20 protein-coding genes are annotated in these 19,951 nt (G+C 59.0%); 7 read left to right on the top strand and 13 right to left on the bottom strand.

The annotated features are described in order from the left end of the window. Positions 1-81: 81 nt before the first annotated feature. On the bottom strand, positions 82-507 hold the full coding sequence (locus NP603_RS03675) for an ATP-binding protein (protein ID WP_256609575.1): 426 nt from the start codon (positions 505-507) through the stop codon (positions 82-84). A 15-nt stretch (positions 508-522) separates the two neighbouring features. Then, on the bottom strand, positions 523-855 hold the full coding sequence (locus NP603_RS03670) for an STAS domain-containing protein (protein ID WP_256609574.1): 333 nt from the start codon (positions 853-855) through the stop codon (positions 523-525). Between the two features lie 208 nt (positions 856-1,063). Between NP603_RS03670 and NP603_RS03665 the strand changes: the two genes are divergently transcribed. From NP603_RS03665 to NP603_RS03655, 3 genes are read left to right on the top strand one after another with little or no spacing between them, the layout of a single operon-like run. After that, positions 1,064-2,704: an alpha-keto acid decarboxylase family protein gene (locus NP603_RS03665; protein WP_256609573.1), complete on the top strand. Its 1,641-nt coding sequence runs from the start codon at positions 1,064-1,066 to the stop codon at positions 2,702-2,704. A 23-nt stretch (positions 2,705-2,727) separates the two neighbouring features. Continuing rightward, a complete protein-coding gene (locus NP603_RS03660; protein ID WP_256609572.1) occupies positions 2,728-4,974 on the top strand; it encodes a SpoIIE family protein phosphatase in 2,247 nt (748 codons plus the stop codon). A 58-nt stretch (positions 4,975-5,032) separates the two neighbouring features. Continuing rightward, on the top strand, positions 5,033-5,203 hold the full coding sequence (locus tag NP603_RS03655; protein WP_256609571.1) for a hypothetical protein: 171 nt from the start codon (positions 5,033-5,035) through the stop codon (positions 5,201-5,203). Between the two features lie 62 nt (positions 5,204-5,265). Here NP603_RS03655 and NP603_RS03650 read toward each other — a convergent pair whose 3' ends face one another. The 6 genes from NP603_RS03650 to NP603_RS03625 form a co-directional block, all read right to left on the bottom strand. After that, complete coding sequence (locus NP603_RS03650; protein WP_256609570.1) at positions 5,266-5,616, bottom strand: DUF4186 domain-containing protein; 351 nt, start codon at positions 5,614-5,616, stop codon at positions 5,266-5,268. Between the two features lie 7 nt (positions 5,617-5,623). After that, positions 5,624-6,637, bottom strand: coding sequence for a dihydroorotate dehydrogenase-like protein (locus NP603_RS03645; RefSeq protein ID WP_256609569.1), 1,014 nt, complete (start codon positions 6,635-6,637; stop codon positions 5,624-5,626). Further along, positions 6,630-10,262, bottom strand: coding sequence for a pyruvate:ferredoxin (flavodoxin) oxidoreductase (nifJ, locus tag NP603_RS03640; protein WP_256609568.1), 3,633 nt, complete (start codon positions 10,260-10,262; stop codon positions 6,630-6,632). The genes NP603_RS03645 and nifJ overlap by 8 nt, the downstream gene beginning before the upstream one ends. Positions 10,263-10,580: 318 nt before the next feature. Next, the gene (locus tag NP603_RS03635) at positions 10,581-11,114 is read right to left on the bottom strand and encodes a hypothetical protein (protein WP_256609567.1); all 534 of its coding nucleotides are present in this window, start codon (positions 11,112-11,114) and stop codon (positions 10,581-10,583) included. Between the two features lie 71 nt (positions 11,115-11,185). Then, positions 11,186-11,662: an SRPBCC family protein gene (locus NP603_RS03630; RefSeq protein WP_256609566.1), complete on the bottom strand. Its 477-nt coding sequence runs from the start codon at positions 11,660-11,662 to the stop codon at positions 11,186-11,188. Between the two features lie 162 nt (positions 11,663-11,824). Next, the gene (locus NP603_RS03625; protein ID WP_256609565.1) at positions 11,825-13,531 is read right to left on the bottom strand and encodes a L,D-transpeptidase family protein; all 1,707 of its coding nucleotides are present in this window, start codon (positions 13,529-13,531) and stop codon (positions 11,825-11,827) included. A gap of 251 nt (positions 13,532-13,782) precedes the next feature. Between NP603_RS03625 and NP603_RS03620 the strand changes: the two genes are divergently transcribed. Next, complete coding sequence (locus tag NP603_RS03620) at positions 13,783-15,072, top strand: hypothetical protein (protein WP_256609564.1); 1,290 nt, start codon at positions 13,783-13,785, stop codon at positions 15,070-15,072. Here NP603_RS03620 and NP603_RS03615 read toward each other — a convergent pair. Both NP603_RS03615 and NP603_RS03610 read right to left on the bottom strand, forming a co-directional pair. Then, the gene (locus NP603_RS03615; RefSeq protein WP_256609563.1) at positions 15,069-15,584 is read right to left on the bottom strand and encodes an O-acetyl-ADP-ribose deacetylase; all 516 of its coding nucleotides are present in this window, start codon (positions 15,582-15,584) and stop codon (positions 15,069-15,071) included. The two genes, NP603_RS03620 and NP603_RS03615, sit on opposite strands and share 4 nt — an antisense overlap. 71 nt (positions 15,585-15,655) lie before the next feature. Further along, positions 15,656-16,330: a hypothetical protein gene (locus NP603_RS03610; RefSeq protein ID WP_256609562.1), complete on the bottom strand. Its 675-nt coding sequence runs from the start codon at positions 16,328-16,330 to the stop codon at positions 15,656-15,658. A 229-nt stretch (positions 16,331-16,559) separates the two neighbouring features. Between NP603_RS03610 and NP603_RS03605 the strand changes: the two genes are divergently transcribed. Genes NP603_RS03605 through NP603_RS03595 form a run of 3 tightly spaced genes read left to right on the top strand, consistent with a single transcriptional unit; the run spans position 16,560 to position 17,480 of the window. Further along, positions 16,560-16,775, top strand: a complete 216-nt coding sequence (locus NP603_RS03605; RefSeq protein ID WP_256609561.1) for a DUF2905 domain-containing protein — start codon at positions 16,560-16,562, stop codon at positions 16,773-16,775. A 10-nt stretch (positions 16,776-16,785) separates the two neighbouring features. Next, positions 16,786-17,289 (top strand): YqiA/YcfP family alpha/beta fold hydrolase, encoded by a 504-nt coding sequence (locus NP603_RS03600; protein WP_256609560.1) that lies wholly within the window; start codon positions 16,786-16,788, stop codon positions 17,287-17,289. A 17-nt stretch (positions 17,290-17,306) separates the two neighbouring features. After that, the gene (locus NP603_RS03595; protein WP_054763429.1) at positions 17,307-17,480 is read left to right on the top strand and encodes a rubredoxin; all 174 of its coding nucleotides are present in this window, start codon (positions 17,307-17,309) and stop codon (positions 17,478-17,480) included. 39 nt (positions 17,481-17,519) lie between these two features. On the opposite strand, the gene NP603_RS03590 is transcribed toward NP603_RS03595, so the two are convergent. The 3 genes from NP603_RS03590 to hflK all read right to left on the bottom strand — a co-directional run bounded on the left by NP603_RS03590 (position 17,520) and on the right by hflK (position 19,927). After that, a complete protein-coding gene (locus NP603_RS03590) occupies positions 17,520-17,885 on the bottom strand; it encodes a hypothetical protein (RefSeq protein WP_256609559.1) in 366 nt (121 codons plus the stop codon). A gap of 96 nt (positions 17,886-17,981) precedes the next feature. Then, a complete protein-coding gene (gene hflC / locus NP603_RS03585) occupies positions 17,982-18,950 on the bottom strand; it encodes a protease modulator HflC (protein WP_256609558.1) in 969 nt (322 codons plus the stop codon). Beyond that, a complete protein-coding gene (gene hflK, locus NP603_RS03580) occupies positions 18,947-19,927 on the bottom strand; it encodes an FtsH protease activity modulator HflK (RefSeq protein ID WP_256609557.1) in 981 nt (326 codons plus the stop codon). Before hflK ends, hflC begins: the two co-directional genes overlap by 4 nt. Positions 19,928-19,951: the final 24 nt, after the last annotated feature.

Below are 19,951 nucleotides of genomic sequence, written 5' to 3'. Positions count from 1 at the left end.
TTGCCGGTTACCTGGTTTCGCTAACAGCGGCGAACACGAAATCGGATCGGATTGATGGCCCCAGAATGCCACGGCGCCGGCTCATTTCAAATATTTGACCAGCTCCAGCACGTTGCAATCGGCTTGCCGGGTGTAACTGACCTTATCCATCACCGAACGGATCAGAAACAAGCCCATCCCGCTTTCCGGGGCGGCGGCAAAATCGGGGCTGGGCACGGTCTCCAGATCGAAGCCCTGGCCGTGGTCGTAGACCCTGATGGTCAGCGTCTCGTCCAAAAGCTGAATCGTGACCCGCACCATATCCTTGCTGGCGGCGTCGTGGGCGTGCTTGATCACGTTCGCCGCCGCCTCGGTCAATACCAGATTCAATTGGTAGGCCAAAGCTTCCCGGTCGCCGGCAAAGCCGTCCAACTCCCTGACGACACGCTCGCCGATACTGCCGACCAGATCCAGATACTTGGTGTGGGTCGGAATGACGACATCGACTTGGATGGAGGTGGGACTCATAGGCAACCTCGTCGGCTAATTCGGAAGCATATCCTTGGCATCGGCATAAATTTCGAACACGCGGTTCAGCCGGGTAATCTCGAACATGGACAACACTTGCGGCTGGACATTGCTCAACGCAAACTGCCCGGCATCGGCGGCGGTTCTTTTGTAGGCCGACAACAGTGCGCCCAGCCCGGAACTGTCGATGAAGCGGACGTCGGCCAATCGCACCAGAATCCGGTTTTCGCCGCTCTCGATCAATTGCGCCAGATAGTCTTTCAATTCGGCCGAGTTGTGAGCGTCCACCCGCGGTTCCCGAATTGTGACTACGCTTAAGCCGTGATTTTTTTCGAGTTCGAGTTTCATAGAAGTAAGTTGGGCAGAAACATTGGCGGCGGTTGTTGAGCCGCAGTCTAGCAGCAATCGCCGGTTACGGAACAGATTACCGCAATCGGCCGCAACCGGCGCACTGCGGAAACTTCGATAAACAATCCAGTCTTACGTTCAAACTTCGCGCTGGTTTTTTCCGGCCGGTGCGGAACAATATCAAGTCGTAGCTTTCCGGGAGGTCACGATGAACACGCAAAACGCCGAAAGTATCGGCCAATACTTGCTCGAACGGCTATACGCCTCGGGCGTCAGAGACATCTTCGGCGTGCCGGGCGACTACATTCTCGGCTTCTACGACCAAATGGTGCACAGTCCGATCCGCCATATCGGTACTACCCGCGAAGACACTGCGGCATTCGCCGCCGACGGTTACGCCCGTTGTTCCGGCCTGGGCGCCGTCGCGGTGACTTACGGCGTCGGCGCACTGAACACGGTCAATGCCGTCGCCGGTGCCTACGCCGAGTCCTCGCCGGTCGTCGTGATCAGCGGTGCGCCGGGGGTCGACGAACAGCGCAACGATCCGTTGCTGCATCACCGTTTCGGGCCGTTTACCTTTCAACGCGAAATTTTCGAGCGCATTACCTGCGCCAGCGTGGTCCTGAACGATCCGGTGATTGCCTGCCGCCAAATCGACCAGGCACTGGCCGCTGCGCGCCACTACTCCAAACCGGTGTACATCGAAATTCCGCGAGATCGGGTCAGAGTGCCGGGTTACTCGATGCCGGGTCCGGCACCGGAAGTTTGCGGCAGCGACGAAACCGCATTGGCCGAAGCAGTGGCGGAAACAATGGAACTGGGCGAAAAATCGCGCTCGCCGATCATCGTTGCCGGAGTGGAAATCCATCGCCGCGGCTTGCAAGGGGTTCTGGTCGACTTGGTGAACCGCTCCGGCCTGCCGGTCGCCGCGACACTGACCGGCAAATCGGTGATCGCCGAACGGCACCCGGCCTATCTCGGTATCTACGAAGGCGCGATGAGCGGCGAATACACCCGCTACCTGGTCGAGCAGGCCGATTTATTGCTGATGCTGGGCGTGACGCTGAACGACGTCGACACCGGCATCTATACCGCCAAGCTCGACCCGCAACACATGGTCAGAGCCGCGCAGGACGAAGTCGTGATCAGCTCGCACCGTTACCCGCGGGTATTGCTGAAGGATTTCCTGCAGGCGTTGGCAAAATCGGTACCGCTGCGGCCGGAAAAATTCGTTGCCGCGCCGGCGGCAGTGACCGCGCCGGATTTTCCTGTGCCGGATCGCGCCATCACCACCTCGCGCCTGGTCGGCCGCTTGAATCAAGCTCTCGGCCCCGAGTTCATCGTGGTCTGCGACGTCGGCGACTGCCTGTTTGCGACGATCGATCTGCAAGTGCACGAACAGTCGGAATTTCTGTCGTCGGCGTTTTACACCAGCATGGGCTTTGCCGTACCGGCGGCGCTGGGCGCCCAAATCGCCCGCCGCGACCGGCGGGCGCTGATTCTGGTCGGCGACGGCGCATTCCAGATGACCGGTACCGAACTGGCGACGTTTGCCCGCCTGGGACTGGACCCGATTGTGGTCGTCTTCAACAACCGCGGGTACAGTACCGAGCGCTTTATTCTCGAGGGGCCGTTTAACGACATCGGCGATTGGCGCTTCGACCGGCTCGGCGAAGTCTTCGGCCCGCTGCAAGGATACGCCGCCGGCACGGAGGAAGCGTTCGAGGCGGCACTCACGGCCGCGCTGGACAACCGCAGCTCGCCCAGCATCATCGACGTCCGCCTGGACCCGGCCGACGCCTCGGCCGCGATGCAGCGGCTGGCGGCGCATCTGCATAGCCGGGTCTAAGGCCGACCGCGCCGAGCCGAACCATGCGCCAACTGATCGATAGTCTGGCCTTCAATCTGTTACTGGTCGGCTACCCGACCGGCAGCAGCGAAACGTCATGTCCGCTTATCGACGGCGCGAATCGAGCCGCCGCCGCGCTGCTCGGTTACGGCGCGCACGAGTTATCGGGATTGGCGTTGGAGCGGATCATGGCGCCGGCCAGCCTAACGCTGTGCCGGGCGGCGCTGGCGCGGGCCGGCGACCGGGAGGTTGCCGAATGTTTCGAAGCGGAACTTCTGGCCAGATACCACAGCTTTCAGGCTCTGGTCACGGTCAGTACGCTACCAAGCCCCCGGTCGGACTCCGGCAAAGCCTTGTTATTGATCCAAGCCATCGATCCGGCCAGCGATTTTTTGGTCATGCGCCGAGTCATCGAACAAAGCGCAAGTGCGATGATGGTGACCGACGCTAGCGGCCGCATCGTCTACGTCAATCCCCGCTTCTCGCTGCTGAGCGGTTATGCTGAAGCCGAGCTGTTGGGGCAAAACCCCAGTTTGCTGCAATCCGGAAAAATGTCGGTCCAAGCTTATCAAGACCTATGGCGGCAATTGACGGTCAACGGCGAATGGCAGGGCGAAATTTGCAACCGGCACAAGACCGGCCGCGAATACTGGGTCGCGGAAAGCATCAGCGCGATCAAGGACAGCCTCGGCAACACCACGCACTATCTGGCGGTTGCCGAGGACATTACCGGCCGCAAAGCCGTCGAATCGGCACTGGCCGAAAGCGAACAGCGTTTCCGGCAAATGGCCGATTTATCCGGCGAATGGCTGTGGGAACAGGACCCCAAAGGTTACTACCTGTACAGCAGCATCGCGGTCGAACAAATCCTGGGGCTGACGCCGGAACAAATCATCGGCAAACATTACACCGAACTGCTGACCGCGCAAGACCAGCAAGTCCATGTCGGCATGTCGTCCAGCCAGCAATCGTTTCATGCCCTGGTCAACCATTACCGGCATCGGGACGGCCATCCGGTGATCACCGAATCGACCGGTTTGCCGTTAATGGATGATTCCGGCACTTTGGTAAAGTGGCGCGGGGTGGATAGGGACATTACGGCGCGAATGCAGTACCAGAATGCCTTGATCGAGTCGGAAAAGCGTACGCGGCTGATCATCGAAAGCTCGATCAACGCCATCGTCATCATGGATGCCGACGGCATCGTCACCGATTGGAACCGGCGCGCCGAGCAGATGTTCGGCTGGCCGGCGGAGTCGGCCATCGGCCGCCGCCTGGAAGAATTGATCATCCCGCCGCGGTTTCGCGCCGCGCACCGCAACGGCATGCGCCGATTTCTGGAAACCGGTGCCGGCACGATCTTGAACCGGCAGACCGAACAAGTGGCGCTCAGGCGCGACGGCAGCGAGTTCCCGGTCGAAATCAGCGTAGCGCCGCTGAAACTAGGCGACAGCTACATTTTCAGCGGCTTCATCCACGACATCTCCGGCCGCAAGGCGGCGGAACGGCAAATTCGCCAGGCCCAGGTCGAATTGGCGGTGGCGCAAAACGAGCTGAAAATCGCCCAGCAAATCCAGGCCGGCTTGTCGCCGGCCGAGCCGTTGAAAACCGGCGAGTTCGAGATCACCGGGCTTTGCCTGCCGGCGGACAAGGTTGGCGGCGACTATTTCGATTATTTTTACCGTGACGGCGGGCGGCTGGACATCGTCATCGCCGACGTCTCCGGCCATTCGATCGGCCCGGCCCTGTTCATGGTCGAGACCCGTAGCGCGATCCGGATGAAAAGTAGTACCGAGGCGGCGCCGGAAGCGGTACTGTCCGCGCTGAACCGGTTTTTATTCCACGACCTGAACCGGGCCGACTACTTTCTGACCTTGTTCTACCTGCAAGTCGATCCGGAACACCGGCAATTGCATTTCGCCAATGCCGGCCACCCGCCGCCGTTGCTGTTCAACCGCCATAGCCGGCAGTTCGCCGAACTGGATGCCGACGGCCTGATCGTCGGTTTGCGCCAGGATGTTTGCTTCGAACGAAAAAGCGTCGAGTTGGCCGAGGGCGATTTGATAGTGCTCTATACCGACGGCCTGGTCGAAGCGGAGAACACCGAATTAGGCTTTTTCGGCCTGGATCGGGTCAAATCCGAAATTGCCGCCAACGCCGATTTGCCGCCACAAGCAATAATCGATGCGTTATTCGGGTGTTTGCGCCGATTCTGCGGCACCGAAAAATTCGCCGACGATATCACCGTATTGGTGTTTAAATGGCATTAACCCCTTGGCTCAAAGGAGAAAGGTTCAACCGATAACCCCGATTTGCTAGGAGATCATGATGAGTACAGCCCCCTTCTTCCCGAAATTGCTGGTTTGCTGCGCAGTGTTGCTGGTATTGATTGTGTTGCACATCATCCCGCTACCGATTCTGGAACTCACTATTTTGTACGTCATGCTGTTTCGGCCGGCATGGTTTAAAAACCTGGTCGATCAGCTTTACCTGCGCTAGGCGGCTGGCGGTGCCGGAGCGGCTTTATCCCCGTTATTTCCGCCTGTCCCGATTCGGCAGCATCACATCACGCCGCGCAACCAGCGTTCCAACACGGACCGGATGTAGCTAAGTTCCTCAAGACTAAGTTCCCTGCCCTGCGCAATCGAGTGCCATTTTTCCAGGCAACCGCGGCAGCAGCAGGCCGTGGCGTGTTGGGCGACGAACACCGGATGGCCGCGGTAAGGCGTTTGCTTGCCGTCGTTGACCGGCTGGGCTGGGGCCAGACGTTTGCCGATAAAATCGTCGGCGTGGCTTAAGATGGTTTCGATGCCCTTGGTCTGCAGATACTGCAAATCCTTGACGTTCAAACGAAACTGGCTGCGAAACCGGGATTTGGCCAAGCCGGCGAACAACTCGTCCAAATCCCGCATCGTTTATCTAACGCAATACGCCCGGCGCCGGCGTATAGCTGTCCAGCACGTGAATGTAGTTGGCCCTTTCATAGGCGCTGGGGTCGATCGCGTGTTGCCGGCTGACGCTACCTTTCATCTGAGCTACCGATTCGTATTCGTGTTCGATCAGCCAATGCGCCAGTTCGCTGCGAATCTCGCCCAGTTTGTCGACGCCGTGCGCCAGCAACACGCTGCATAAATGCACCACATCGGCGCCGGCCAGCAAAGCCTTGATTACGTCGTCGGCCTGGTGAAAACCGCCGGTCACGGCCAGCGACAATCGTACCCGGCCATACATCAGCGCGGTCCAGCGCACCCGCAACAGCGCTTCGGCCGGCGTCGACAATTGCAGTTTCGGCACCACTTCCAGGGTGTCCAGATCGATGTCCGGCTGGTAAAAGCGGTTGAACAAGGCCACGCCGTCGGCGCCGGCCTGTTGCAACCGCTGCACGAAATGCAGCGGCGAGCTGAATTGCGGCGACAGTTTCACGGCCAACGGAATATTGATCTGCCGCTTCAATTCGCGAACGATGTCCAGATAGCGGTTTTCGACCGTCTCGCTGCTTTCGCTAATATCCGCCGCCAGATGGTAGATATTCAGCTCCAGCGCATCGGCGCCGGCGTCCTGCAAGGCTTTGCCGTATTCGATCCAGCCGCCGACCGAAGTGCCGTTCAGGCTGGCGATCACCGGAATGTTTAAAGCGCTTTTCAGGCGCTGCAAATGCTCCAGGTACTGGTCCTGGTAGGTCAATATCTGCGGCGGCAACGGATGAAACGAATCCGCTTCGCCGTAACCGATGCCCTGACCGAACAGGAAACGCTCCATCTGCTGCTGCTCGGCTTCGATTTTTTCCTCGAACAACGACGACAACACGATCGCTGCCGCGCCGGCATCTTCCAAACGCCGGGCGCTGTCCAAGTCCTTGCTTAACGGCGAAGCCGACGGCACCAGCGGATGCGCCAGTTTCAGACCCAAATATTCGGTGGCTAAATCAACCATTGTTCTGCTCCTGGGCCAGATCGGCTTTGACTTGGGCTTTGGCAGCGGCCACGCTGGTCGCGTCGCTCCATTCCAAAGCCGCCAGTTGTTGGTAATAACGGTAGCGGTTTTTGACGTCGTGCTGGGCCTGTTTCAAGAAAGCCTCGGCGTGGTCGGGATGGCTTTGCCACAACATGCTGAAGCGGGTTTCGGTCATGACGAAGTCGCGGTAAGGGATCGACGGTTCCGCCGAATCCAGTTGCATCGGATTCTTGCCCTGCTGAATCTTGGCCGGGTTGAACCTGAACAACGGCCAGTGCCCGCTCTTCACGGCCAGATTTTGCTGACGATGGTTATTGGACAAATCCACGCCGTGGGCAATACACGGCGAGTAAGCGATGATGATGGACGGGCCGTTGTGAGCTTCGGCTTCCAGGAAGGCGCTCAGCGTCTGGGTATCCTTGCCGGCATAGGCGACGTGGGCGACGTAAACGTTGCCGTAGTCCATCGCCAGCAAGGCCAGATCTTTCTTCGCGGTCGGCTTACCGCCGGCCGAGAACTTGGCCACTGCGCCCATCGGCGTCGATTTGGAAGTCTGGCCGCCGGTGTTGGAATACACCTCGGTGTCCAGCACCAGGATATTGACGTTGCGGCCGCTGGCCAACACGTGGTCCAGACCGCCGTAGCCGATGTCGTAGGCCCAGCCGTCGCCACCGATGATCCAGACGCTTTTCTTGCATAAATAATCGGCTAGCGGCAGCAAGGCCTGGGCGGCCGGCTGATTCAGCGAAGGAAGATGCCGCTTCAATTCGGCGATGCGTTGGCGTTGTTCGTAAATGCCGGCTTCGTCGCTTTGGTCTGCTTGCAGAATCGCATCGACTAATTCGACGCCCACGGTTTCGCGTAGCGATGCCAGTAATTCCGCGGCGTGCTCGGCTTGCTTATCGATCGCCACCCTCATGCCCAGGCCAAACTCGGCGTTATCTTCGAACAGGGAATTGCTCCAGGCCGGCCCCCTGCCTTCGGCGTTTTTGGTCCACGGCGTGGTCGGCAGGTTGCCGCCGTAGATCGACGAGCAACCGGTGGCGTTGGCCACCACCATCCGGTCGCCGAACAATTGCGAGACCAGTTTGACGTAAGGCGTTTCGCCGCAGCCGACGCAGGCGCCGGAAAATTCGAACAAGGGCTGCAACACCATCGAACCTTTGATGGTATTGGTTTTTAGCAGCCGGCGATCGTATTCCGGCAAAGACAGAAAGTAATCCCAATTTTTGCTCTCCGGCTCGCGCAGCGGCGCTTGCGGCGCCATGTTCAAGGCTTTGCGGCTGGCGTTGGATTTATCGCGAATCGGACAAATATCGACGCACAAGCCGCAACCGGTGCAATCTTCCGGCGCCACCTGGTAACTGATAGACAAACCTGGCGGGAAGTCCTTGCCCAGCATCGCCGCGTGTTTGAAGGTAGGCGGCGCGTTGTTCAAGGCCTCGTTCGGCACGATTTTGCTACGGATCGCCGCGTGCGGACATACCATCGGGCACTTGCCGCATTGGGTACATAAATCGGTTTCCCAGACCGGAATTTCCAACGCCAGATTGCGTTTTTCAAACGCGGCGCTGCCGGTCGGGAAAGTACCGTCGGCCGGCATCGCGCTGACCGGCAAGGCGTCGCCGCGGCCGGCGATGATCTCGGCGGTGACGCGGCGGATAAAGTCCGGCGCGCTGTCGGTAATCCGCGACATGATGTCGAACGCGCTGCTGGCCTGCTGCGGCAACGGCACTTGGTGCAGGCCGGCCAGGGTTTCGTCGATGGCCTTGAAGTTCAAGTCGACGATGCGCTGGCCTTTTTTGCCGTAGGTTTTTTCAACCGCATGTTTGATAGCGGCAATCGCTTGTTCTTGCGGCAACACCCCGGAAATCGCGAAAAAACAGGTCTGCATGATGGTGTTGATGCGCTTGCCCATGCCGGATTTCTCGGCCACCGCGTTGCCGTCGATCAGGTAAAAACGGATGTTTTTGTCCAGCATCTGTTGCTGCATCTTGCGCGGCAGGGTGTCCCAAACCTTGTCGGCCGGGGCCGGGCTGTTCAACAGAAACACGGCATTGGCGGCGGCGTTGGCCAGCATGTCGTAACGTTCCAGAAACACCGCCTGGTGGCAGCCGATGAATTGGGCGTCGTTTTCGCCGATCAAATAGCTGGAACGGATCGGCTGCGGGCCGAAGCGCAGATGCGAAACTGTCACCGCGCCGGACTTTTTCGAGTCGTAGACGAAATAACCCTGGGCGTACAACTCGGTTTCTTCGCCGATGATCTTGATCGTATTCTTGTTGGCGCCGACCGTGCCGTCGCTGCCCAGACCGTAGAACATCGCTTGAAAAGTCTGGTCGTGGGCGTCGGTGCGGTAAGCGGCGTCCCAGGCCAGACTGGTATGGCTGACGTCGTCATGGATGCCGATCGTAAACTGGTTCTTCGGCCGTTCGCTTTTCAACTCATCGTAGACGGCCTTGACCATGCCCGGCGTGAATTCCTTGGACGACAAGCCGTAACGGCCGCCGACCACGCGCGGCATTTGGACAAACTTTTCGCCCTGGCTGAAGGCTTGGGCCACGGCAGCCAGCACGTCTTTGTAAAGCGGTTCGCCGTCGGCGCCCGGTTCCTTGGTGCGATCCAATACGGCGATGTTGCGGACGCTGGCCGGCAGGGCGGCGATCAAATGTTGCGGCGAAAACGGCCGGAACAACCGGACTTTGAGCAAGCCGACCGCCTCGCCCTGCCGATTCAGATAATCCAGAGTTTCTTCGACCGCTTCGGCGCCGGAGCCCATCAACACGACCACCCGTTCGGCATCCGCGGCGCCGACGTATTCGAACAGACGGTATTGACGGCCGGTCAGCCCGGCGAAACGATCCATCGCCTGCTGCGCCATGTCCGGCAACGCCGCGTAGAACGGATTGACCGACTCGCGGCCCTGGAAATAGACATCGGGATTTTGCGCCGTGCCGCGCAGTACCGGCTTGTCCGGCGTCAAGGCTCGGCCGCGATGCTCGGCCACCCAGGCATCGTCGATCATGGCCCGTATCACCGCGTCGTCGACTTCGACGATTTTGGCCACTTCGTGCGAGGTGCGGAAACCGTCGAAAAAATGCATAAACGGCACCCGGCTTTGCAGCGACACCGCATGGGTAACCAAGGCCAGATCCTGCACTTCCTGCGGCGAATTGGAGCACAGCATGGCAAAGCCGGTCATCCGCGCCGCCATTACGTCGCTATGGTCGCCGAAGATCGACAGGCCTTGTGCCGCCAACGAACGGGCGGCGATGTGAAATACGGCCGGGCTGAGTTCGCCGGCGATTTTGTACATATTCGGCAGCATCAGCAGCAAGCCTTGCGACGCGGTAAAGGTCGTTGCCAACGTGCCGGCCTGCAACGCGCCGTGAATGGTGCCGGCGGCGCCGGCCTCGCTTTGCAATTCGACGACCTGCGGCACGGTACCCCACAAATTGGGTTGGCCGCGCGAGGCCCATTCGTCGGCCCATTCGCCCATCGGCGACGACGGCGTGATCGGATAAATAGCGATGACTTCGTTGAGTTTATAGGCGATACTGGCGGCGGCTTGATTGCCGTCGATGGTCAGAGTTTGCTTGGGCATGGCGCGACCTTTTGAGTGTGTTACGAACGGCCGTTCGGCGCCTGCCGACGGCTCTTATGCTCTATGGGGCATAAGCATAGCCAAAAAATCGGCTGGCTAATTTTTATCCAATTTAAAAACGCTGCAAACGCGACGGGCTTTTGGACGGTTTGCCCACGATTTGACCACAACTTTATCCACAGTTTCTGTGCATAACTGTACTTTCGTCCAATAAGCCCGGCACCGATATTCCGGATTCGGACTTGGCCGAACCGGGCTTGGCGCCCCACGCAGTCGGACGCCAAGCCGTTGTTAAACCTAGACTAACGTCAACTGGCATCACTCGTCGCGCAGTATGATCGGCAGGATTTTTTGCTCGACACTGACCACGGCTTTATTCAATACGAAAAAATGTTTGTCTTCGACAAACTGTACGCCAAGCATGTAAAAAATCGGCCCCCAGAACGGGTTGATCATCAGCCCGCCCAGAATGCTTTTCCAGGTGCGTTTCAGATTTTTCAGCGGATTGAAGGCGACCGCCAGAGTTTGCTGCGGGTGGTCTTCGAAAACCTGGGCGATCGGCTTCAGCGTTGCCTGTTCCGCATATTCCAACTTGTCTAAAGAAAGCGCCAATTTGCGCGCCATTTTGTAGAAATGCCAACGCGCGGCGCTGGCCGAAACGGCAAAGGTGATCGCCATTAACGGCAACAGAATACTGGGCGGCAGTAAGGGCGCGAAAGCCGGCGCCAGCAACACCAGTCCGTAGCCCAGCATGATGGTGTCTTCGCCGCGCTCCACGTCGCGGTCCAGATTCTGCACGATTGCCACGACCCGATTGCCGGAAGGGTCCAAATAACCTGATTCTTCAGCCATTTCAGCCTCCTGTAGCTTGATTTCGTATTTGAGATTTAATGCTTGGCCGGAGGAAATGTCAATTGCGCGGATCAATGCGGGTCGCCGGCCGCGATGCCCCAATGCCGCTCCAGGTAATCGCGCCGAGTATCGAAAATTTGGCGCAATTTTTTGCCGATTAACCAGCGGTGCATCAATCTGCCGAACCATCCGAACGGCATCGCATAAAACACGATGTCTTCGACCTCCACCCCGTTCGCCGATTCGCTGATCGCCACTTCGTGACTCCAGAACGCGAACGGCCCCACCCGTTGCTGGTAAACGAAGCGGCGCGGTTTATCGCAGTGGCTGATCTCGGATAGCCAGACCATCGGCCAGCCCCCTACCGCCTTCATCCGGTAACGGATCAGCAAGCCGCCGTAGATGGCGTCGGGCACCGGCGAGGTAATGTCGATATGAAAAAAGTCCGGCGTGATTCGGTTCAAGTGGTGCGGGGACGAAAAAAACTCCCAGGCCTGGCCGGCGGATAGAGCCAAGGCTTGCTTGCGGTAAAGATAATAGACTTTCATGACGGTCCGAAGACAACGAGCGCGCGGCCCCGAGTGCCTGAATTTACCGCAAAATTTTTGTTGTGGAAGTTTCAAGCGCAGCGAAGCTGCGCCTGCGGCAGCGCGGATATCCCGCACCCAATTGCGGCGCACCGCGGCCGGCGGCTTGACCGCCAAGCCGGCTTATCCGCCCGAGGTGGCGTTGCCCTTGCTGGTCAACTGCGCGCCGGTATCCGGCGCCAGCTTGTTCAGCGCATTGCGCAGCGCGGCGTCGTAACCGTAGATATCCGGATAAAAACGCGGTTTGCCGTCCCGGTCGACGAATGCCGTGGCGTAGAAGAACAAAACCGGCACCGATTTTTTCAAGCTGACACGCTGGGTCTTGGGGCCGGCCATCGCTTGCCTGATGCTGTCCGGACTCCAACCCTCCTGGCCGTCCAATACGAATTCGGCCAGCTTTTCGGCTTCGGCGACACGGACGCAGCCGTGGCTCAAATCGCGCCGGTCGCGGTTGAAAGCGGCCTTGCCCGGCGTATCGTGCAGATAGACGTCGGCCTTGTTCGGGAATACGAATTTCACCCGCCCCAGCGGATTTTTCGCACCCGGGCGCTGGCGGGCGCGGAGCCGGCCTTGCCGCAAATCGGCGACGACGTCTTCCGCCTGCTCGTCGTCGCTATAGCGCTCCACCAGTTCGATGTCTTGGTCGTCCAGGAAGGCTTCGTCGCCCTCCAGTTTCGGCAAAATTTCCTTGTCCATGATGCTTTTCGGAATATTCCAGTACGGCATGAACTCGAGATATTTCATGTCTTCGGCCAGCATCGGCGTCAAGTTTTCCGGCGCCTTACCGACGATGACTTTCATACGTAAAGGTTGCTCGTCCTGGGCGTCCTTGAACGCCCAGAGCTGGAAGGCCGGGATGTTGACGACGATGTGCGGTCCGCCGGCGGCTTCGGGCAACCAACGAATCCGTTCCATGGCCAATTCGATCGCCGCAATTTTTTCCGGCACCGATTGGTTCAGCAAGGCCAGGGTTTGCCGGCCAATAACGCCGTCGGCCTTCAAGCCTTGCCGTTCCTGGATCCGTTTGACCGCGGCGACGCTGGCGTCGTCGTAAACGTCGGCGGCCTTGTCGGCATCGGCCGCCGCCGGGATGTCCGGTTCGCCCAATTCCCGCAGCCGCCGGCGTAATTCCGGCACTTGGCTGTCGCGGTCGCCGGGATGCAACGATTTGGCGAACACCAAACCGGGGTTGGTTCCGGCTTCCGCCAAGCGGCGGCGATAGTCGGCCAGCGCGCGTTTCAGCAACCGGTATTGCTCGTTATTCGGCGCCAGTTCCGCCGGTAACTGCGCCAGGGTTTGCATTTGCAAATGGTGCTGCAGAACCCCAGCCAAATCGGGTTGCGCACGCGATGCGCCGAGTTGCGCCGGATAATCCAGTTTCCGCGGATCGACCCGTCCGGAATGAAGATCGCCGGCATAACGCAGCAAAGCCACCGTCAACGCCAGATCGTAACCAGCCACGACATCGGCCGGAGCGGCGGCGGCCTGCCGGGCGGCTTCGGCCAAGCGTTCCGCGTCGTAATGGCGCGGATCAAGCCCTTCGGCGGCGGCATCCCGCAACACGGCCAGGGCCTGTTCCCGATTCTGCGCCGGATTGGCATCGCCAAACCACAACAGCCGGTTGGCATTGGCGCGGTACAAGCGGGCCAACGCCGGGCTCTGCGCGGCAATGTCGGCCCGGGCCAGCAACGGCAGGCGCCCGCCGTTCAGCAACGCCTCGACCGCCTTGCCGGTTTCGGCTTCGTCCGCGCCGGCGACAGCCCAATGGCAGATTAGCAAAACCGCCAATAAGCGCGGCATAAAACGGAACAATGAATTCGGACGGAACATGGCAACAGCGTAACGCGGGTTAGTCGGACCACAGCGGGCTTAAGCCGAATCGCGGTTCTGCGATAGCTTCCTCGCCGCACTGAGGCATTTTCATAACTTTACATTCTCTCACACAAGTTTCGCTCCCAGCCAAGCCCGGCGCAACGGCACAGATGCCGTCGCGATGCGGCCGTTGCCGCCGAAACTTTTCCGGGCCGTGCCGTCGCCCACGTTAAAATAGCGGCAATGAATCCGCCCTCGCCGCACATTGCATGACCATCCATCCCCTGCCGAAACCGGCCGCTAGCGCCGAACAACTCAACCGAAGCTGCCGCTGCGCCTCGCTGAGCCGGGACCTGTTGCGCCGGGAGCTGAGCGATTGGGACGCCGCGCACGATATATATCGGATGGTCGGCGAGGAACGGCCTTATTTGTTTGCCGAAGCGCCGGTGTTTCTGGACCGGGCCAGCCTGCAGGCGCAGTTGGCCATCATCGCCGCGGCGGAAACAGTCATCGCCCTGCCCGCATACCAAGAACGGGTGTTGCGCTATGCGCCGGAATCGGCGCGCTTCCCGGCCAAGGCCCACGGCGTGTTCGTCGGCTACGATTTCCATTTGAGCCCGGACGGGCCCAAGATAATCGAAATCAACTCCAATGCCGGCGGCGGCTTACTGAACGCTTTGGCAATCCGGGCGCAGATGCGCTGCTGCGAAGAAGCCGGCAGCCAGCGCCCCGGCGACGGGCCGGCGTTGGCGGCAACCGGAAGTGCGCCGGAAGCGCAATTCATGCAGATGTTCGCCGACGAATGGCGATGCGAACGCGACGGGCAAGCCTTGCAAACCATAGCCATCGTCGACGAAGACCCGCAAAACCAATACCTATGGCCGGAATTTCTGCTGTTTCAAGCGCTGTTCGAACGCCACGGCATCCGGGCGCTGATCTGCGATCCGACCGAGCTGAGCCATCGCGACTCGGCACTATGGCACGGCGATATCAAGATCGATCTGGTTTACAACCGGTTGACCGACTTCGGTTTGGAACACGCCAAACAACAGCCCTTGTTGCAGGCTTATCTGGCCGCAGACGTGGTGTTGACGCCGCATCCGCGCAACCATGCGCTGTATGCGGACAAAAGAAATCTGGCCTTGCTCGGCGACACCGAATTCCTGGCCGAAATCGGCATCGACGCCACCAGCCGCGATATTCTCCGCCGCGGTATCGCCGCAACCCGTATCGTCGAAACACAACGTGCAGAGTGGTTCTGGCAACACCGCAAGCAGTTATTCTTCAAACCGGCCAAAGGCTACGGCAGCAAGGCGGCCTACCGCGGCGACAAGCTGACCTTGCGAGTGTTCGACGAGATTTTGCGCCACGATTATGTGGCGCAGGCGCTGGTCAAACCCAGCGAGCGGCAATTGGATGCCGGCGATTTGAAACTGGATTTACGCCATTTCGTCTATCGCGGTCAAACCCAACTGGTTTGCGCCCGGCTTTACCAGGGCCAAACCACCAATTTCCGCACGCCCGGCGGCGGCTTCGCCCAGGTGGTGGTTACGCCTTAAACGGCCTTGTTCAGCAAGGCGCGGTAGATATGCAAATCCGCTTCCGAAAAACAGCAAAAGGTCACGGCCAACCGATGCGCTTGTTCGCCTAAAAATTCCGCAACGGTATCGACTGCGATTTCGGCAGCCTCGCGCGGCGGATACCCGTAAATTCCGGTACTGATGCAGGGAAAGGCCAGACTTTCCAGCCGATACGCCACCGCCAGCCGCAGCGAATTTCTGTAACACGCCGCTAACAGCGTCGCCTCGTTTTCCCGGCCGCCGCGCCAGACCGGCCCCACGGTATGAATGACGTATTTGGCCGGCAAGCGGTAGGCTTTGGTCAGCTTGGCGTCTCCGGTCGCACAACCGCCCAAGCTGCGGCACTCGGCCAATAATTCCGGTCCCGCCCGGCGATGAATCGCGCCATCCACCCCGCCGCCGCCGAGCAGCGATGAATTGGTGGCATTGACGATGGCATCGACGGCCAGTTCGGTAATGTCGGCTTGAATCGCGGCTGGGGTAGGATGCATGACTTTAAAGTAACAATTGCCGATGGCTGAAACCTGGGCTGAGAATCAATTTGTCTGAATGGCAAGACCGATCAAGTGCGTTTCAGTTTTACCAGCATCAGCAGACCACCCAGCATCAGGCCGAATGCGCCGGGTACAGGAACGGGAGCCAAGTCGCCTTTGACATCTGCGGCCACCCAAAAGCCATCCCAAACATTGTTGACTGAATAGCCGCGCAATTCCAGCCGATTGATACCCGATACAAAAAAGCTGCTGCCCGCTGCCACGCTAAACGGCAGGCTGCTGCTAAACGCATAACCGTAAGTTGCAGTTCCTGCCAACAAATTTCCGTTCAGATAAATGCCGGTAGCGACATCGGCTACGCGCCACAAGCCATTCAGACTGACGGAACTGAGATCGAAATCAGACAAGTCGAATTCAGTGCGGGCGTAAACCATATTACTAATGCCCCAGCCGGTCGTCGGACTGGTAGGTAGCACGGATGGAGTGGTAATCCAGGCCGCATCCGCGCTTATAGTCTCCATACCGCAGCATATCTGGCCGGAGCTGTAGTTAGGATAACTCCCAGGGTATGCCACCCGAGCACTTGAAAAGTCCGAGCCGTTGGTCGAAATAGTCCAGTTGGGATCGATACTCCCGGCAGCAAGCACCGCACCCAAGTTGTCAACGCCGGTACGGACCGATACCACGGCAGCTTGGGTTGAACCGGCCAACAACAATCCACAAATCATCAACAATTTTTGCATAAGCAGAACCTCAGGATTTTCTCGTAATAGTTAACAAACAGGTCGCGAGAATAACAAAATCGGAAGGCGCCATAACTGTACCTTCGTTCGATTCTTGGCAACACATCGATGCACTCGAAGCGTTAACGGCAAATCCAGCAGAGAGGAATTGTTGAGCGAGTTTAGCGTCACATAAACAGGCCGATGCAGCATAAAATGACGCGGTCGGTTAAAAAACACAGGAGATACCATGGAACCCGGCAAAGCCTTGATAAGTATTGGCGCCCTGATTCTGGCCGTGGGTTTGGCAATCAACTACGCGCCCTGGCTGGTCAGTTGGTTCGGTAAATTGCCCGGCGACATTCGTATTCAAAATAAGAACAGCTTTGTATTCATTCCGATCACGTCGATGATCGTGGTCAGTTTGCTGATCACTGTGCTGGCTAATCTGTTTTTTCGAAAATGAGGGGGAAGAGATGAATAACCTGGTGGTATACAACCACGGCAAGGACAGTATTCCATGGGGCGAAAAAGCCCTGGCGCTGGCCGAGGTGGCCGAGGACCGCGGTTTCGAGTTCATCAGTCCGGATTATCAGGCCAGCAACGATCCCGAGTGGCGAGTCGATCGACTGTTGGCGATGGATTTGCACGGTTACGAGCGGATCGTGCTGGCCGGCTCCAGCATGGGCGCTTACGTGGCGACCGTCGCTGCCGAAACGATCAAGCCGCATGGCCTGTTTTTAATTGCCCCGGCTTTTTACCTGCCCGGTTATGCCCGCGACCGTTTCGCCCCTGGCACCGAAAATATCGAAGTATTTCACGGCTGGCAGGACGACGTAGTCCCGCCTGAAAACGCCTGGCGCTTTTGCCGCGAGCACCGCGCCCGCTTGCACGTGCTGGACTCGGACCACCGCCTGCTCAGCATTCTGCCGCTGATGGCGGCAGCCTTCGACCGCTTCTTGCGGGAATTAGCACCTTGACCGGGAGAGAACAGCCCATGGCCGATTACAAAAAATACCATTGCCGCGAATGCGAACACATTTACGACGAAGCCAAAGGCGATCCGGACAGCGGCATCGCTCCCGGCACCCGCTGGGAGGACATCCCGGACGACTGGCAATGCCCAATTTGCGGCGCGCCGAAAAGCTTTTTCCAACTGCTTACCTATTAAGCCACGGTCGCTGGCGGCCGACCGGACTCGGCAGCCGGATCAGTACATGCCGTTACCTAATAGTGCGCCGGCTGCGGCGCCGATGCCGGCGGCCAACGGGTCGCCACCGCCGAAGTGGTAGCCCATTGCGCTACCGACCATGCCGCCCAGCAAACCTTGCGGGTTGCGTTGGTCGTACTGGTAGTAACGCGGCGGCGGCGGTGCATAGTACGAGGGTGCCGGAACATATTCCACCACCGGCGGCGGCGCCGGTTGGTAGTAAATCACCCGCTCCCGGTATTCCGGATAATACCCATGGTGGTGGTGGTGATGATGGCCCCCATGGTGGCCCCAACCTTCGTGGTCGGCCAACGCGGCCGACGAAAACGTCAAACTGAAAACGGCAATTATGGTTTTCTTACACATATCAAAGCTCCTTTTCGCAAAATGATCGTGTCGGGATGCATCATGCGAGCGGCAGCTTAATTCCGACTTAACCGCGCGCGGCCGCCGGTAACGCCGTCACCGCCCTTTGGCATCGGCACGTTTCAACAGGCCGAATAAGTCGCTGTTGGTGGACAGCACCAGACTGGCTTCTGCGCCGATCACGGCCCGATAAGTCTCCATGCTTTTCAGGAATTTATAGAACTCGGCCGCTTCCGGCTTTTGCGCGTAGGCTTTGGCGTAAATTTCGGCCGCCTTGGCGTCGGCCTCGCCTTGAATTTCCTGCACCTGTTTGTAAGCAGCGGATTCGATCTCGTTGATATCGCGCTCCTTGTTGCCGTGGATACGGGCGGCTTCGCCCTCGCCTTCCGAGCGGAAGCGTTGCGCGATTTGCAGGCGTTCGCTGATCATGCGCTGGTGTATCCGCTCCAGCACCTGCGGGTTGTAGTTGATGCGTTTGAAACGGACATCCAATAGTTCGACGCCGAATTCAGCCAATTTCGGTGCCGCCGCATTGAATACGTCGCTCTCGATCGCTACCCGGCCAACACGGATCGGCCGTAACACGCCGATTCCGGCTTCCTCGCCGGTAAGGCCGGCCAAGCTCTCGTCCTGCAACGGTTTACGCTGCTTGTCGGTACGCACCACCTCGATCAACTCGTGGCGGGCGATCGCGGTGCGGGTTTCGCTGCCCAGGATGTCTTCCAGCCGGGATTGCGCGCTGCGTTCGTCGCGCAAGCGCAGGTAATAGCGCATCGGATCCGTAATCCGCCAGCGGGCGAAGGTATCGACCTGAACGTAGGTTTTGTCCTTGGTCGACATCTCCACCATCGGCCCGTCCCAGGCCAGATAACGTTTGTCGAAACTGTTGACCTGTTGCACGAACGGCAACTTGAAATGCAGGCCGGGGTCGGTGATCGGCAACCCTATCGGCCTACCGAATTGGGTGATGATGACTTGCTCGGTCTGGTTGACGGTATAGCTGCAAGTGAGCAGCAAAAATAGGGTTGTGGCGATGACGCCTATCGGCTTACCGAAACCGCTCATTTCGCCACCTCGACCACTTGCGGACTGGGCGGCGCCAACAACGGCAGAATCTGTTGCACCGAATCGTCGACGATGATTTGCTGTTTGGCCTGTGGAAGTACCTCAGCCATGGTTTCCAGGTAAATCCTGGCGCGTGTGACCTCCGGCGCCTTCAAATACTGTTCCAACACTTGGTTAAAGGCGGTAACGTCACCTTCGGCTTCGTTGATACGTTTGAAACGGTAACCTTCGGCGGCGCGTATCCTCTGGTCGGCTTCGCCGCGCGCCTTCGGCACGGCTTTGTTGTATTCGCCGTTGGCCAGGTTGATCACGTTCTCCCTATCCTGCTGCGCCCGGTTGACTTCGTTGAACGAGGGCTGCACCGGCTCCGGCGGATTCACGTTTTTTAATTGCACCTGGTTGATCGTCACACCCAAACGATAGCGCTCGGCCAGTTCGCGCACGCGCGCCAGCACGGTTTCTTCGATCTCCTGGCGGCCGATCGTGATAATTTCGTCCACCGTGCGATCGCCGACTACTTCCCGCATCGCCGCTTCGGAAATGTCGCGCAAGGTCAGCCCCGGATCGCGCACATCGAACAAGTATTTTTCCGGATCGGTGATCCGGTACTGCACGATCCATTCCACCAGCGCCGAATTCAAATCCCCGGTCACCATCGCCCGCTCCAGCTCCGGCTCTTCGCCGGCCTGATCCGGATTGGTGAAACCGGGGGTGGCAAAACCGAATTCCAGCTTTTGCTGGCGTTGGGTCGGCACCGTTATAACTTCATCGATTCCGAACGGTAACTTAGCATGCAGGCCGGACGGCACTTTCTCGATGAATTCGCCGAAGCGTAAGACGATACCTTCCGACTCGGCCGGAATCGTATAAAAACACATGCTGATGGCAATCAGGCCGCCAACACCCAGCAGCGCGGCCGCCGACGGAATCGGCAGCGACTGCGGCCAACGGTCGAAAATGGGTCGAGGATCGTTCATCGGCAAGCTCCGCATCGAAGCGGC

Origin of the sequence: Methylomonas aurea, assembly GCF_024505045.1 — a bacterium.
Taxonomy (GTDB): Bacteria; Pseudomonadota; Gammaproteobacteria; order Methylococcales; family Methylomonadaceae; genus Methylomonas; species Methylomonas aurea.
This window is presented reverse-complemented; position numbering and strand designations above follow the sequence as displayed.

Coding starts and splice junctions, on each gene's coding strand:
- NP603_RS03675 (WP_256609575.1), bottom strand. CDS start 507: ATGAGTCCCACCTCCATCCAAGTCGATGTCGTCATTCCGACCCACACC.
- NP603_RS03670 (WP_256609574.1), bottom strand. CDS start 855: ATGAAACTCGAACTCGAAAAAAATCACGGCTTAAGCGTAGTCACAATT.
- NP603_RS03665 (WP_256609573.1), top strand. CDS start 1,064: ATGAACACGCAAAACGCCGAAAGTATCGGCCAATACTTGCTCGAACGG.
- NP603_RS03660 (WP_256609572.1), top strand. CDS start 2,728: ATGCGCCAACTGATCGATAGTCTGGCCTTCAATCTGTTACTGGTCGGC.
- NP603_RS03655 (WP_256609571.1), top strand. CDS start 5,033: ATGAGTACAGCCCCCTTCTTCCCGAAATTGCTGGTTTGCTGCGCAGTG.
- NP603_RS03650 (WP_256609570.1), bottom strand. CDS start 5,616: ATGCGGGATTTGGACGAGTTGTTCGCCGGCTTGGCCAAATCCCGGTTT.
- NP603_RS03645 (WP_256609569.1), bottom strand. CDS start 6,637: ATGGTTGATTTAGCCACCGAATATTTGGGTCTGAAACTGGCGCATCCG.
- nifJ (WP_256609568.1), bottom strand. CDS start 10,262: ATGCCCAAGCAAACTCTGACCATCGACGGCAATCAAGCCGCCGCCAGT.
- NP603_RS03635 (WP_256609567.1), bottom strand. CDS start 11,114: ATGGCTGAAGAATCAGGTTATTTGGACCCTTCCGGCAATCGGGTCGTG.
- NP603_RS03630 (WP_256609566.1), bottom strand. CDS start 11,662: ATGAAAGTCTATTATCTTTACCGCAAGCAAGCCTTGGCTCTATCCGCC.
- NP603_RS03625 (WP_256609565.1), bottom strand. CDS start 13,531: ATGTTCCGTCCGAATTCATTGTTCCGTTTTATGCCGCGCTTATTGGCG.
- NP603_RS03620 (WP_256609564.1), top strand. CDS start 13,783: ATGACCATCCATCCCCTGCCGAAACCGGCCGCTAGCGCCGAACAACTC.
- NP603_RS03615 (WP_256609563.1), bottom strand. CDS start 15,584: ATGCATCCTACCCCAGCCGCGATTCAAGCCGACATTACCGAACTGGCC.
- NP603_RS03610 (WP_256609562.1), bottom strand. CDS start 16,330: ATGCAAAAATTGTTGATGATTTGTGGATTGTTGTTGGCCGGTTCAACC.
- NP603_RS03605 (WP_256609561.1), top strand. CDS start 16,560: ATGGAACCCGGCAAAGCCTTGATAAGTATTGGCGCCCTGATTCTGGCC.
- NP603_RS03600 (WP_256609560.1), top strand. CDS start 16,786: ATGAATAACCTGGTGGTATACAACCACGGCAAGGACAGTATTCCATGG.
- NP603_RS03595 (WP_054763429.1), top strand. CDS start 17,307: ATGGCCGATTACAAAAAATACCATTGCCGCGAATGCGAACACATTTAC.
- NP603_RS03590 (WP_256609559.1), bottom strand. CDS start 17,885: ATGTGTAAGAAAACCATAATTGCCGTTTTCAGTTTGACGTTTTCGTCG.
- hflC (WP_256609558.1), bottom strand. CDS start 18,950: ATGAGCGGTTTCGGTAAGCCGATAGGCGTCATCGCCACAACCCTATTT.
- hflK (WP_256609557.1), bottom strand. CDS start 19,927: ATGAACGATCCTCGACCCATTTTCGACCGTTGGCCGCAGTCGCTGCCG.